This window comes from Pseudomonas sp. LRP2-20 (assembly GCF_024349685.1).
GTDB lineage: Bacteria > Pseudomonadota > Gammaproteobacteria > Pseudomonadales > Pseudomonadaceae > Aquipseudomonas.
Genome location: NZ_AP025944.1, coordinates 5808120 through 5820613 on the forward strand (window position 1 = coordinate 5808120; position 12494 = coordinate 5820613).

A 12494-nucleotide genomic window follows, 5' to 3' on the forward strand; every position below is an offset into this window, starting at 1 on the left:
GTAAATCATATTTTGTGGAATAAGTAACACCCTTTATAAGGTGGCTAACCCTTGTCAGCAATTGCATTCGACCGAAAGTTTTCATGTAGAAAATGCATATCGACCTCCGCCAGCTCCGCCACTTCATCGCCCTTGTCGAGCACCGCAGCTTCGTCGCCGCGGCGGCTGCGGTGAACCTGTCGCAATCGGCCTTCAGCCGTAGCATCCAGACCCTGGAGCACAACATCGGCTGCCGCCTGGTCGACCGCGCCAGCAAGGAACTCTCCCCCACCCGCCAGGGGTTGCTGGTGCTGGAGCACTCGCGGCGCCTGGTGCATGGCGCGCATAACCTGGTCAACGAGATCCACCAGTTCAATGGCGCCACCACCGGCGTGGTGCGCTTCGGCTCCGGCCCGGCACCCGCCGGCGGCCTGGTGCCACGGGCGGTGGCACGCTTCGTCGCTGAGTACCCGGCGGCACGCACCTGTTTCCAGGTGGATAACTGGCAGGCGCTGAACCGCAAGCTGATCGCCGAGGAGATCGAGTTCTTCGTTGCCGACACACGCCAGTTCGAGTCCGACCCGGACTACCGCGTGCACAAGCTGGCTCCGCAGCGCTGGCACTTCTGCTGCCGGGCCGGGCACCCGCTGACCGAGCAGGCCGAGGTACGTGCACGGGATGTGTTCGACTACCCGCTGGCGACCACTTTCCGCCCGCCGAACATCCGCAAGATCCTCAGCGACCTCAGCGGGCGCCAGGACTTTCTGCCGACGGTGGAGTGCGAGCATGGCTATGCATTGCTGAACGTGGTGATGCATTCGGACACCATCGGCATCGCCTGCAATGCCAACTTGCGGCCTTACCAGATGGAGCGGGGACTGGTTGCATTGAAACTGGTGGACCTGGCACCGGAGCAGGAAGAGGCGTTCTATACCCGCTATGGGGTGGTGAGCCGGGTGGGGTATGGCTTGTCGCCGCTGGCGCAGGGGTTGGTCAGGCAGCTGATTGCCTGTGATACCGAGATCTGAAGGGTGCAGCTCCCAGGAGTACGCCGTACCTGTGGGAGCCGCGCTTGCCGGCGATGGGCCGCAAAGCGGCCCCGGCAATTTATGCAACAACCTTGAAATCGCGGGGCCGCTTCGCGGCCCATCGCCGGCAAGCGCGGCTCCCACAGGGATCGCGCCAGCTTTTAACAATTGAGCAAGACAGGTTCTGCGCAGGGCTTAGCCTTTACGCGTAGTCCGGCTCAATTGCCCATCCACCCCAACCGGCACTTCACCGGCCAAGGTCACCCGACGCACCACCCGCGGCTGGGTACCGTAGTCATCCACGGCATAATGCTGCGTGGCGCGGTTATCCCAGATCGCCACATCCCCCGCCTCCCAACGCCAGCGCACGGTGTTTTCCAGCCGCGTCACATGCCCCTGCAGCACCGCGAACAGGTGCTGCGAATCGGCCAGCGAATAGCCTTTGATGCGCTTCACGAAATGCCCCAACTGCAACACCCGCTCACCACTGATCGGGTGCACCCGCACTACCGGGTGCTCGGTCTCGTACACGGTCGAGGTGAACACCTTGCGATAACGCTCAAGCTTCGCCGGGTCGACATCGGGCTTGATGCTCGCATAATCGTATTCATTGCTGTGCACCGCCCACAGCTTGTCGGCCAGCTCGCGCAGCGGCTCGGGCAGTTCCAGGTAGGCCGCCGCCGTGTTGGCCCACACGGTATCGCCACCGGAAGCCGGCGCCACCACGCTGCGCAGGATCGAGGCTTTGGGGTAGGCATCGACGAAGGTCACATCGGTGTGCCAGGAGTTGGCCCGCTGGCCTTCGGCGCCGTCCAGCTGCAGCAGGTAGCTGGTGCCGTCCACCACCGGCACGGTGGGGTGGGCGACCGGTTCGCCGAGCAGCTTGGCAAAGCCTTCCTGACCCCGGTCGTCCAGGTGGGTCTGGCCACGGAAGAAGATCACCTTGTGTTTCACCAGGGCGGCCTGGATGGCGTCAACGGTGGCGGCATCCAGGTCGGCGGACAGCTTCACCCCACGGATTTCGGCACCGATACGGCCGGCAACCGGATGGATGTCGAGTTCGAGGGCGTGTGGCGCGGAGGCCAGTGCGGCATTGCTCATGGTCGTGGTCCTTGCGGTGATGGTCGGGTTGTGGGTTCAGCGGGCGGCCTGCACGGCCTGTTCGTGCTGCAGAGCGGTATCGAGGAAGCGCGGCTCGATCCAATCGGAAACCTGGAAGCCTCGGCGGATCAGGCGCTCGCGGGCGGCCAGGTCGACGCCCTGCTGCAACTGGGCGACAAAATCGGCGTCCAGCCGCGGATCGAAGTAATGGGCGAGGTCTTCCTGGGCCAGGTCATCGCTGAGGATGCTGCGTGGCCAATTGGCGTTGCTCGCCACCAGGTCAACGTAGGCATCGCGGTTGTGCTCGTCGCGCAGCCAACGGGTGGCCTGCTCCTGGGTATTGACCAGGCGCTGCACCAGCTCGGGGTATTTGCGGATGAAATCGCCCGTGCCGAGCAATACCGCCTGGGTGCTGCCGGCACCTGCCAGGTCGCGGGAATTGACCGGCAGCTCGACCAGCCCACGCTCACGCAGCGACAGCAGGTTGGACAAGCCCCAGGTAGCGTCGATCTGTTTGGCGGCCAGTGCCGCGTTGGCGGCGTTGAAATCCAGGTTGATCACTTTCAGGTCGCGCTCCGACAGCCCTTGGCTGGCCAACGCGCTGGCGAATGACAGCTGGTTGGCGGTGCCGCGGAACACCGCCACGCGCTTGCCCTTGAGGTCGTGCAGGGTCTTGATGCCGGAGCCCGGTACCACGCCCAGGTAGCTCTTCACCCCACGCACCCCGGCTGACAGCACGCGGGTGTCGAGGCCATTGGCCTTGCCAACGATCGCCGCCAGGTCGCCCAGGTAGGCGAAGTCAGCCTGGCCGTTGGCCAGGGCTTCGTTGACCACCGGACCTGCGCCCTTGAAGAAGTGCCAGTCGATACGGATGCCGTCTTTGGCGAATTCCTTTTCCAGCAGTTGCTGGTCACGCAGTACATCGACCACGCCGCCAGCACTGTGCTTGCTGCCAGCGCTCAGGTCGGGCACGGCGATGCGGATGCTCTCTGGCTTGGCCAGCTCGGCCGCGTGACCGCTCAGGGTGAAGGCCAGACCGAGGGCAGTGATCAGGTGGCGCAGTGGGGTTTTCATGGCAAGGCTCCTTGGCAGGCTGCCACCGGCGATGGCCGGCGCTTTGGCCAGAAGCTAGGCAGGTCTGGTTAGAACCTACAAAGATCAAAACTTCATTTTTTAGTAACTGAAAGACATAAATCAGCATCCATGCGGGGCGCGGAGGGGCTTGCGGGAAACGCATGGAAAATATGAGCAAAACGCAATGACGAGGGGGTTCCGCATGCATGGCTTGCATGCTCTTATCTCTTGAAAGTCGCTTTGGTGAATTTTTAATTCCATAAGTGCATAACATTGGAACGCTTCGAGAGATGCCCGATGAATGGAGTTCTGAGCAGGATTCGAGGGGGGCCGCTGCGCGGCCCATTCGCGGCGCGAGGCCGCTCCCACAGGGACCGCGTCCTCTCCGGGGAGCGGGCACTGCCTTGGTTGCTGCCGGCGTTGATTGCGCTGCTGTGGGTGGTTGCGAGCCGGCAGCACTGGATGAGCGAGCAGATCCTGCCGGCACCTTCACTGGTGTGGCAAAGCGCGCTGGAGTTTGGCTCCGGTGAGCTCTGGGGGCACTTGTGGATAAGTCTGCAGCGGCTGTTCTGGGGCTTGTTGGCGGGCATCAGCAGCGGCTTGCTGCTCGGCAGCTGGCTGGGCACCTCTCGCCATGCGCAGACCTTGGTACTGCCGACCTTCGTGGCCCTGGCGCAGATCCCCACCCTGGCCTGGATCCCGCTGTTCATGCTGTTCTTCGGTATCGGCGAGCTGCTCAAGCTGGTGGTGCTGGTGAAGGCGGTGGTGGTGCCGGTCACCTTGCACACCCTGGTTGGCGTGCGCGATGCCCAGCCCAAGTTGCGCGAAGCCGCCACCGCCCTGCGCCTGCCACGCCATCTGTTGTTCCTGCGCCTGCTGCTGCCGGCCGCCCTGCCCGCCTTCCTCACCGGCGTGCGCCTGGCCCTGGCGACTGGCTGGACCTCGTTGCTGGCCGTTGAATTGCTTGCCTCCAGCGAAGGCATCGGTTACCTGATGGTCTGGGGCCGGCAGCTGTTCATGCTCGACCTGGTGCTGCTGTGCATCCTGGTGATCGGCCTGGTCGGCGCGCTGCTGGAGCGTGGCTTCTCGACCTTGGAAAAGCGCCTGCTGTTCTGGCCGCAACCGGCCACTGGCGAACAACATCGCGGGCCCATTCCACGGGGCTGGCAAAGCCTGCTGCTACCGGCGGCACTGCTGGCGCTGTGGCAAGCCAGCAACAGCTTCGGCTGGGTCGACCCGAACATCCTCACTTCGCCGCTGAACGTATTGCACACACTGTTCGGCGGGCTGGCCGATGGTTCGCTGCCAGAGGCCATGCTGCTGAGCCTGCAGCGCACCCTGACCGGCCTGCTCCTGGGCGGCGGCGCCGGCTTGCTCAGCGGGCTGTTGCTGGGGCTTTCCCACCACGCAGAACGCCTCTTCGGGCCAAGCCTTTCAGCCCTGCGCCAAGTGGCGCTGTTCGCCTGGGTCCCCTTGCTCACCGCCTGGTTCGGCCTGGGCGAAGGGGCCAAGAACGTGTTCGTCGGCCTGGCTGCATTCTTTCCGCTGCTGATCGCTACCCAACGAGGTATCGCCAGCCTCTCGCCGCAACTGGGCGAGGCGGCCCGCACACTTCGCCTGAACCTGTGGCAACGCCTGCGCCTTCTGGTGTTGCCGGGTGCTGCACCGGCCATCTTTGCCGGCCTGCGCCTGTCGCTGATCTATGCCTGGCTCGGCACCATCGGCGCCGAGTACTTCATGCCCTCGGACGGCGGCATCGCCAGCCTGATGATCGGCGCACAACAACTGTTTCGCATGGACCAGGTGATGGCCGCGATGGTCCTGATCGGCCTGGTCGGCGCCCTGCTCGGCGCCCTCGGTCAACACCTCGAATCGCGCGCCACGCGCTGGAGAACCGCATGAACGCCTTCAATGCCTCGCACCTGCTCGCGGCCAATCAGGCCGACACCACGCCACCGCTGGTCAGCTTCGAAGGCGTCGGCAAAACCTTCAGCGTCGATGGCCAGCCCTTCGAGGCCATCCGCAATTTCAACCTGGCCATCAACGAAGGCGAGTTCATCGCCATCGTTGGCGCCTCGGGCTGCGGCAAGTCGACCCTGCTGCGCCTGCTGGTCGGGCTGGACACCGAATACAGCGGCAGCATCCGCGTCGATGGCCAGGCGGTCAGCGGCATCGGCGGCGAGCGTGGCATCGTGTTCCAGGAGCATCGCCTGTTCCCTTGGCTGACGGTGGAGCAGAACATCGGCCTGGGTCTGGTCAACGAAAACCTGACCCAGGGCGAGCGCGCCCGGCGTGTGCACGAGTTCGTGCAACTGGTGGGCCTGGTCGGTTTCGAATCGGCCTACCCGCACCAGCTGTCCGGCGGCATGGCCCAGCGCGTGGCGATTGCCCGTGGCCTGGTGGCCAGCCCGCGCATCCTGCTGCTCGACGAGCCGTTCGGCGCGCTCGATGCACTGACCCGCCAGCAGCTGCAGGACGAACTGCTGGCCATCCGCGAACGTGCCGGCATCACCACCTTGCTGGTGACCCACGATGCCGAAGAAGCCACCTACCTGGCCGACCGGGTTGTGGTGCTGGAACCGCGCCCCGGTCGCATCAAGTCGGTGGTGGAAATCGGCCTGCCGCACCCGCGCCTGCGCACCGGTGTGGCGTTGCATGGGCTGCGCGAAAAGGTCCTGCACCAGATCACTGGCGACGGCGGCTACCTGCCGCCGCCAGCACGCCGGGTAGAGGGATTGCGGCCCGAACTGATCGCCCTCTAGGTCCACTCCGAAGCCGGGAAGAAACGCTCGACCACAGCGTCATGCTGCACCAGCTGCTGGTAAGCCTGGCGGTCGAAGGGCAAGCCGGTGCGCATGGCGTAAACCGGCTTGCCCGTGGGCTTGGCGACCTCACGCAAGCGGATGCGCAGGAAACGGTAATGGGCACCGCTGACCTCACCGGCGGACTCGATCTGGAAGTAACGCCCCGGCGTGAACAGTACCTCAGCCTCCTGCCAGTTCAACGACAGGGAGGCCACCGGCACACCACTGGCCTGGCCATCGGCGAGCAGCTCGTACAACACCGTATTGTCATCGAAATGCCCCGCCACCTGTTCCAGCGGCAGGTTGGCCGCCTCCTTGGGCAGCATGAACCGGCGCGGGATGAACGGGCTTTCGGTAAACGACGTGATGTCGGTGCTGACCAGCACATCACCCTGGCGGATTGCACCAGCCCGCCAGCGCGCCCCGATGGTCACACGCGGGCCACGACCTCCGCGCCACAGTACCTTGGCATCGCTGGCAGGCAGTTGCTCCATCGAGTCGAACAGGTTGTCGAGGTAAGCCCGCAACTCGTCTTCAGGTACTGCCGCCAAGCGTTGCCTGCCGATACTGAACACATCGTTGGCCTTGGCCATGTGGCTGCTGTATTGCTCGATCAGGTTGTTGTGCACTTCACCTTCGTGCTTGAAGCTGTAGAAGCGTTTGCCCTGGCGCTCGACATGCGGCGTACCGAATTCGTCCATTGGCGCCATGTGCCCTTCGAACTCGGGCAAGTCGGCCTGGTTCAGCAAGCCTCTGTGACGCTGGCGCACAGCACGCGAAACCAGGTCGCTGGACGTGTCATCCACCGCCATGTAGGTGTCCCACTGTTCAGGAACCCCCTTGGGCAGCAGCGAGAACACCGAAAACGCTATCACCAGCACGTCGCCCAAGGCTGAGGTGAACGCTTCAATGCGTTGAGCCTTGGTAGGAGCATGCACCAACGCATCGATATCCAGCGCAAGGCGGACGCTGCCGAGCACGAACAGCACCATGCCGAAGGGCTGCCATGCCAGGCTTAACACACTCAGTGCAGTGATCGCGATACCCAGCGCATGGCGCCAGAGCTGCTTGCGCAGGTCGCTGTTGGAGACCAGAACACGGTGGCTGGCCTCGATGTCATCCTTGACCCAGTCAGCCATCTGCTCGAACAGCGGCCGAGAGACTTCGGCGCCCAGGCCAAACGGCCAGTGTGGCACCGGCCCCTTCCCACTGCGCTCACGCAGTATCTGCAGCCCCGCCTTGCGCGTGGCCTCGTCAACCTGGGCGTAGGGCTGGTGCAGGGCGTCGTACCATCGCAGCCCATCTTCCGCGTGCAAACGCCTGGAGACCCAGATGCGCAAAGCGGCTACGTCATCGAATGCACGCAGTACCACGTCCGCAGTCGGGGTATAGAGAAGAAAGCGGCCACTGGGGACAGCGAAGGTCAGCAGGTGCCCCCCACCGTGCATCGGGTAGTAGCGAACCGAATAGTCTCCGCCGCCGCCTGGGTCTTGCAAACTGGCCAGGCTCAGACGCTTCCCGGCCTCCAGCCCCATCCAGGTCCATAGCCGCTGGCGATCCTCGGTGGTGATGTGGCCATCGGAGAGGCTGCTTTCGATGGCGGCGATGAAACGAACCTTGAGCAGCAGCGGCAAGTCCTTGCCTTCATTGCGCCAGAATTGATCCGTACGCTCACGCACCACGCTGGCAAAGTCGAGTTCCCAAAAATGGCTCCTGACCTGCACCGGGTCAAGCTTCACTTCATTCTCTGCACCGTATGCCTTCGCGTCAGGGCCTTCATTGTAAAACCCATTCAAGCTGAAGATAGCGTCGGCATCTTCATCCTGCACCTCCACATCAAGCCGCCTGATCCACAACTCGGTAAAGGTCACTGAGCTGACCGGTGCACGGTGGTGTGTCCAACCGGTAAAGCAGCGGGCTCGCCGGTTGTCCCCCATACGGAAGTGGTGCCACCACACTTGGTCGGGGTCCAGCGCCAGGCCGGTCTGCGTCGACAGATAAGCGCTTGCCTGCTCGTGCGCCAGCGAGTGCAGGTCAGGAAATGCCTCCCGATATCGCCGGGCCTTCTCCACAATGACCTTGGCGTCCTTGAGCCACTCGAGGCTCTGCTCGTAGGGGTCGCTCATGCTCATGCTCCTCGGATTGAAAGCGTTGAAACTGCTCCGCCCCGAGGTGATTAATGGGGTACTGCTATGCCACCCCCAGCCCGCGCAAGTATTCCCAGGGGTAGATACCCCGTTGATGTCCGTCGCTGAACAGCAATTGCACGCCGTACCCCTGCGGCTCGATGTGCTCTACCCGCACATCGTCCTGCACCACGCCAATTGCACCGCGCCAATGGGCGGCGCGGCATTGCGAGCACGGGCAGGCACCGCGCAAGCGCGCATGGCTGATGACCTGCTCGCCATCCTGCCAGCGCACGGTCAGTTGCCCTGCCTCGCGTTGATTGCGTATTGCATTGGGGCTGTTCATCAAGCAGCCCCGCGCAGCTGCGCCAAGGCGATGCGCACGGCCTTGCGCACTTCTGGATCGCTGTCCGCCTCAGCCGCCTGCAACGCCGGCAAGGCACGGGCTTGCCCCAGTTCGCCGAGCGCCAGCGCGGCTTCCTTGCGCAGGTTGGCAATGCCATGGCCGAGCAAGTCGGCCAGGGCATCCAGCGCCTCGCCATGACGCAAGCGGCCCAATGAGCGGGCAGCGCGCAGGCGTACTTGCCAGAAGCCATCGCCCAGCGCCGCCACCAGTGCCGGCCCCGCCTGAGCATGGCCCACCTTGCCCAGCGTCGTCGCGGCTTCTTCGCGCACTTGCCAGGCGGCATCGCGCAGGGCGCCAACCAGCGCCGGCAACACAGCAAGATCACGCGCAAGCCCCAAGGCGCCAATCGCGGCACGGCGTACCTCGGTGTCGGGCTCGTGCTCGGCCAGTTTCGCCAAGGCAGGCAGCGCGGGCTCGTGCTTGAGCCAACCCAGAATACCCACGGCTTCGCGCCGCACCGCCGCGTCCTGGTCCTCCAGCGCCCGCAGCGCAGGCCCGGCGGCGTCGCCCAGGCGCAACTCACGCAGGGCACGCAAGGCACTGGCCCGGACAAAGGCATCGGCGTGGGTCGTCCACGGCAGAATCAACTGGCCGGCTTCCGGGCTCTTCAACTCGCTGAGGCTCTGCGCAGCCGCCAGGCGCACCGCCTCGGCACCATCCGCCAGTGCGGCGCACAAAGCCTGAACCACTTCCGGCTCCTCCCAGGCTTCCAGCAGGCGCGCGGCCTCGGCGCGCACGTCGTCGGCGCCATCGACCAACAGGGCATCGGTCAGCCACGGCAAGGCATCGAGGTCTTCCAGGTCGGCCAGTTCGATCAAGGCAATGCGCCGCACGCCGGCGTCATCGGCGCCGAGGCGTGGCAGCAGTTCAAGAATTTCGGGGTTGTCGGTGCTTCGTTCGGTCATAGCGCGATCCTGAGCGGCGGATGGTCGGTGGCTGGCAGGCCAAGTGGCGTCAGGCGCGGCAGTTCGCGGCCTTCTTCATGGCGCAGCAAGGCCAGGCAATGGCGTTTGAGGTGGGTGAATTCAGGGCTGGTCAGCAGGCTGGCGCGGCGCGGGCGGGCAAAGTCCAGGCGCAGGTCCTCGATGAAGCGACCGGGGCGCGGGCTCATCACCAGAATGCGGTCAGCCAGGAACAAGGCTTCATCAATATCGTGGGTGACGAACACCACGGTGGTGCGGATGCGCGCCCAGATATCCAGCAGCAATTCCTGCATGCGCGAACGGGTTTGCGCATCCAAAGCGCCGAAAGGCTCGTCCATCAGCAGCAGGCGCGGGCGGTTGATCAGCACCCGGGCGATTTCGGCACGCTGCTGCATGCCGCCGGACAACTGGCTGGGCCAGCGCTCGGCGAAGTCGGCCAGGCCCACCAGCTGGAGCATTTCGCCGGCCTGCTGGCGGCGTTCGGCCTTGCCCAGGCCTTGCATCTTCAGGCCGAAGCCGACGTTGTCGAGCACGCTGCGCCACGGCAGCAAGGTGTGGTGCTGGAACACCATGCCACGCTGCGGCGACGGCCCGGTGATAGCCTGGCCGTCCACGCTCAACTGGCCGCTGCTGGGCACAAGGTGCCCGGCCAGGGCACCGAGCAAGGTCGACTTGCCGCAACCCGATGGCCCAAGGATGCAGACGAACTCCCCCGGCGCCACGGCAAAGTCCAGGCGCTGCACCGCCTCGAAGGCTTCTCGGCCCTGCCCCAGCCGAATCGACAGGCCATGCCCATCGATCCGCCCGGCCTGTTGATAACTGTTCATCAGCTGGCCCTCCGCGTGCGGTACCAGGGCGTGGCGAATGCGCCGAGGCGCTTGACCAGGGCGCTGCTGCCCATGCCCAGCATGCCAATCAACAGCATGCCGACAACGATGTCCGGGTAGTTCTGCAAGGTGTATGACTCCCAGGTGTAGTAACCGATGCCGAACTGCCCGGCGATCATCTCGGCAGTGACCAGGCAGAACCACGAGGTGCCCATGCCGATGGCAAGGCCCGTGACGATGCTCGGCAACGCGCCAGGCAGTACCACTTCACGCAGGATCGACCAGCGCCCGGCACCGAGGCTGCGCGCCGAGGCGACCAGGCGCGGGTCGACAGCCTCCGCGCCATGGACGGTGTTGAGCAGGATCGGGAACAGCGCACCGGTGAAGGTGATGAACACCATCGACAGCTCCGACGACGGGAACATCAGGATCGCCAGCGGGATCCACGCCACCGCCGGTATCGGCCGCAGCACTTCGAGTGGCGGCAGCAAGGTGTCCTCGGCCCATTTCGAGCGGCCGATCAACAAGCCCAGGGCCACCCCCAGCAGTGCCGCAGCGGCATATCCGGCAAACACCCGTGACAGGCTGCTGCCCAGGTGAGCCAGCAGGGCGCTGGAGGTCAGCAACTGCCAGGCTGCCGCCAGCACCGCCTGCGGCGTGGGGACATAGGTGAAGGTCAGCAGGCCAAGGTCCAGCTTGACGCTGGCCGCTACTTGCCAGAACAGCAGGCAGGCCAGCAGCGAAGCCAGGCGCACGGGCCAGCGCTTGAGGTGGCGAGTCATCTCGGTGCCTCCCGGTCAGCGCTGGGCGACCAGCTTCTGGTTGGCACTGACGAAGTCCAGCGCTTCACCACCATGGGCCTTGGCGTACTGCTCGGCCTGGTCCTTGAGCAGGAATGCAGCCAGCTCGCCGTGGGCATTGCGCACGAACCAGGCCTGGTTGGCCAGCAGCTTGATGCCGCTGTCGGCAGCCTGGGCGTAGATCGCGCGGATGTCCTTGCCTTCCTGCTCCAACTGGGCCAGCGCGCCAAGGGCGGCTTCCGGCGAGGCGTAGTGGCGTACCTTGTCTTCACCGCGCACCCAGATCTGCGCCAGGCGGCTGAAGTCGGTGATCGGCTTGCCGGTGAGCGCATCGTTGGCCTTGAGCGGCAGCGGGCCGTAGTTCTTCAGCGCCTTGTCGTAATCCAAGCCGGCCTGCTTGAAGGCTGCGCGGATGTACTGGTCGTCGATGAACTGGTCGGTGTCGAGGCCGCGGTCGGTCTTCTTCAGCAGCTTGAGCGTGTCGATGGAGGTCGTTACCGCCTGGCGGTATTCAGGCTTCCAGGTCAGGTCGCGGGTCTGCAGACCGAGCGGGCCGTGGAACAGGTAGTTGACCTCGGCCTCGATGCCGGTGACCTTCTCCATCAGTTCGCTGTATTTTTCCGGTTCTGCAGCGATCAGGCGGTCAGCTTCGAGGCTGGCGCGCAGATAAGCGGTGACCACTTCCGGGTACTTCTTCGCATAGTCGGCGTCCACCAGCGCGCCATGGAACGTCGGCGCGTTGGCCTGGGCACCGTCGTAGATCTTGCGGGCAAAGCCGCGGTTGGGGAACAGCTCGGCGAACGGCACGAAGTCGGCGTGGGCCTCGATGCGGTTGCTGCGCAGGGCGGAACCGGCAATCTCCGGCGCCTGGGCGATGATTCGCACGTCCTTCTGCGGGTCCCAGCCCTGGGCCGCGACGGCGCGCAGCAGCATACCGTGGGCGGTGGAGGCGAACGGCACGGAGATGGTCTTGCCCTTGAGTTCAGCCAGCGACTGCACCTTCGACGCTGCCGGTACGACAATACCGTTGCCGCTGCCGTGCACACTGCCCGACAGCACGCTGATGAACAGGCTGCGCTTGCCGGCATCCAGGTGCGCGACACCGTTGAACGAGCCGGGGAAATCGGCCATGGCGCCGAAGTCGAGCTTGCCAGCGACCATCTCGTTGGTCAGCGGCGCGCCGCTGGTGAAGTTCTTCCACTCAATCTGGTACTGGGCATCCTTGTACTTGCCATCGTGCGGCAGGTACTTGTCGAGCAGGCCCAGTTCACGGATCAGCAGGCCGCCAGTAGCGCAGTTGATGGTGGTGTCCTGGGTGCCGATGGCGATGCGGATGGTTTCGGCACTGGCGTTCAGGCCGGTGAGCGCCAGCGCGAGGCCGGCCACGGTTGCTACAAGGCGCATGGGTGTTTCCCCTCGAATCGTT

11 protein-coding genes are annotated in these 12494 nt (G+C 64.8%); 3 read left to right on the forward strand and 8 right to left on the reverse strand.

Annotated elements, in window-relative coordinates:
• The first annotated feature begins 92 nt into the window (after nt 1–92).
• Complete coding sequence (locus tag OCX61_RS26120) at nt 93–1007, forward strand: LysR family transcriptional regulator (protein WP_261941963.1); 915 nt, start codon at nt 93–95, stop codon at nt 1005–1007.
• Between the two features lie 195 nt (nt 1008–1202).
• On the opposite strand, the gene OCX61_RS26125 is transcribed toward OCX61_RS26120, so the two are convergent.
• Together OCX61_RS26125 and OCX61_RS26130 are read right to left on the reverse strand one after the other, a co-directional pair.
• Complete coding sequence (locus OCX61_RS26125) at nt 1203–2108, reverse strand: TauD/TfdA dioxygenase family protein (protein WP_261941964.1); 906 nt, start codon at nt 2106–2108, stop codon at nt 1203–1205.
• Nucleotides 2109–2144: 36 nt separating this feature from the next.
• On the reverse strand, nt 2145–3182 hold the full coding sequence (locus OCX61_RS26130) for an ABC transporter substrate-binding protein (RefSeq protein WP_261941965.1): 1038 nt from the start codon (nt 3180–3182) through the stop codon (nt 2145–2147).
• 297 nt (nt 3183–3479) lie between these two features.
• Here OCX61_RS26130 and OCX61_RS26135 point away from each other — a divergent pair, with 297 nt between their 5' ends.
• Nucleotides 3480–5084, forward strand: coding sequence for an ABC transporter permease (locus tag OCX61_RS26135; RefSeq protein ID WP_261941966.1), 1605 nt, complete (start codon nt 3480–3482; stop codon nt 5082–5084).
• Nucleotides 5081–5944: an ABC transporter ATP-binding protein gene (locus OCX61_RS26140; RefSeq protein ID WP_261941967.1), complete on the forward strand. Its 864-nt coding sequence runs from the start codon at nt 5081–5083 to the stop codon at nt 5942–5944. The genes OCX61_RS26135 and OCX61_RS26140 overlap by 4 nt, the downstream gene beginning before the upstream one ends.
• On the opposite strand, the gene OCX61_RS26145 is transcribed toward OCX61_RS26140, so the two are convergent.
• From OCX61_RS26145 to OCX61_RS26170, 6 genes are all read right to left on the reverse strand, one after another.
• On the reverse strand, nt 5941–8112 hold the full coding sequence (locus tag OCX61_RS26145) for a dermonecrotic toxin domain-containing protein (protein ID WP_261941968.1): 2172 nt from the start codon (nt 8110–8112) through the stop codon (nt 5941–5943). The genes OCX61_RS26140 and OCX61_RS26145 overlap by 4 nt on opposite strands.
• A gap of 64 nt (nt 8113–8176) precedes the next feature.
• Nucleotides 8177–8458, reverse strand: coding sequence for a DUF971 domain-containing protein (locus OCX61_RS26150; protein WP_261941969.1), 282 nt, complete (start codon nt 8456–8458; stop codon nt 8177–8179).
• A complete protein-coding gene (locus OCX61_RS26155) occupies nt 8458–9423 on the reverse strand; it encodes a HEAT repeat domain-containing protein (protein ID WP_261941970.1) in 966 nt (321 codons plus the stop codon). The genes OCX61_RS26150 and OCX61_RS26155 overlap by 1 nt, the downstream gene beginning before the upstream one ends.
• The gene (locus OCX61_RS26160; RefSeq protein WP_261941971.1) at nt 9420–10268 is read right to left on the reverse strand and encodes an ABC transporter ATP-binding protein; all 849 of its coding nucleotides are present in this window, start codon (nt 10266–10268) and stop codon (nt 9420–9422) included. The genes OCX61_RS26155 and OCX61_RS26160 overlap by 4 nt, the downstream gene beginning before the upstream one ends.
• The gene (locus tag OCX61_RS26165) at nt 10268–11050 is read right to left on the reverse strand and encodes an ABC transporter permease (RefSeq protein ID WP_261941972.1); all 783 of its coding nucleotides are present in this window, start codon (nt 11048–11050) and stop codon (nt 10268–10270) included. The genes OCX61_RS26160 and OCX61_RS26165 overlap by 1 nt, the downstream gene beginning before the upstream one ends.
• 15 nt (nt 11051–11065) lie before the next feature.
• The gene (locus OCX61_RS26170) at nt 11066–12472 is read right to left on the reverse strand and encodes an ABC transporter substrate-binding protein (protein WP_261941973.1); all 1407 of its coding nucleotides are present in this window, start codon (nt 12470–12472) and stop codon (nt 11066–11068) included.
• Nucleotides 12473–12494: the final 22 nt, after the last annotated feature.

Excerpts from the sequence above, each read along its gene's own strand:
- OCX61_RS26120 (WP_261941963.1), top strand. The coding sequence starts at position 93 with ATGCATATCGACCTCCGCCAGCTCCGCCACTTCATCGCCCTTGTCGAG.
- OCX61_RS26125 (WP_261941964.1), bottom strand. The coding sequence starts at position 2,108 with ATGAGCAATGCCGCACTGGCCTCCGCGCCACACGCCCTCGAACTCGAC.
- OCX61_RS26130 (WP_261941965.1), bottom strand. The coding sequence starts at position 3,182 with ATGAAAACCCCACTGCGCCACCTGATCACTGCCCTCGGTCTGGCCTTC.
- OCX61_RS26135 (WP_261941966.1), top strand. The coding sequence starts at position 3,480 with ATGAATGGAGTTCTGAGCAGGATTCGAGGGGGGCCGCTGCGCGGCCCA.
- OCX61_RS26140 (WP_261941967.1), top strand. The coding sequence starts at position 5,081 with ATGAACGCCTTCAATGCCTCGCACCTGCTCGCGGCCAATCAGGCCGAC.
- OCX61_RS26145 (WP_261941968.1), bottom strand. The coding sequence starts at position 8,112 with ATGAGCGACCCCTACGAGCAGAGCCTCGAGTGGCTCAAGGACGCCAAG.
- OCX61_RS26150 (WP_261941969.1), bottom strand. The coding sequence starts at position 8,458 with ATGAACAGCCCCAATGCAATACGCAATCAACGCGAGGCAGGGCAACTG.
- OCX61_RS26155 (WP_261941970.1), bottom strand. The coding sequence starts at position 9,423 with ATGACCGAACGAAGCACCGACAACCCCGAAATTCTTGAACTGCTGCCA.
- OCX61_RS26160 (WP_261941971.1), bottom strand. The coding sequence starts at position 10,268 with ATGAACAGTTATCAACAGGCCGGGCGGATCGATGGGCATGGCCTGTCG.
- OCX61_RS26165 (WP_261941972.1), bottom strand. The coding sequence starts at position 11,050 with ATGACTCGCCACCTCAAGCGCTGGCCCGTGCGCCTGGCTTCGCTGCTG.
- OCX61_RS26170 (WP_261941973.1), bottom strand. The coding sequence starts at position 12,472 with ATGCGCCTTGTAGCAACCGTGGCCGGCCTCGCGCTGGCGCTCACCGGC.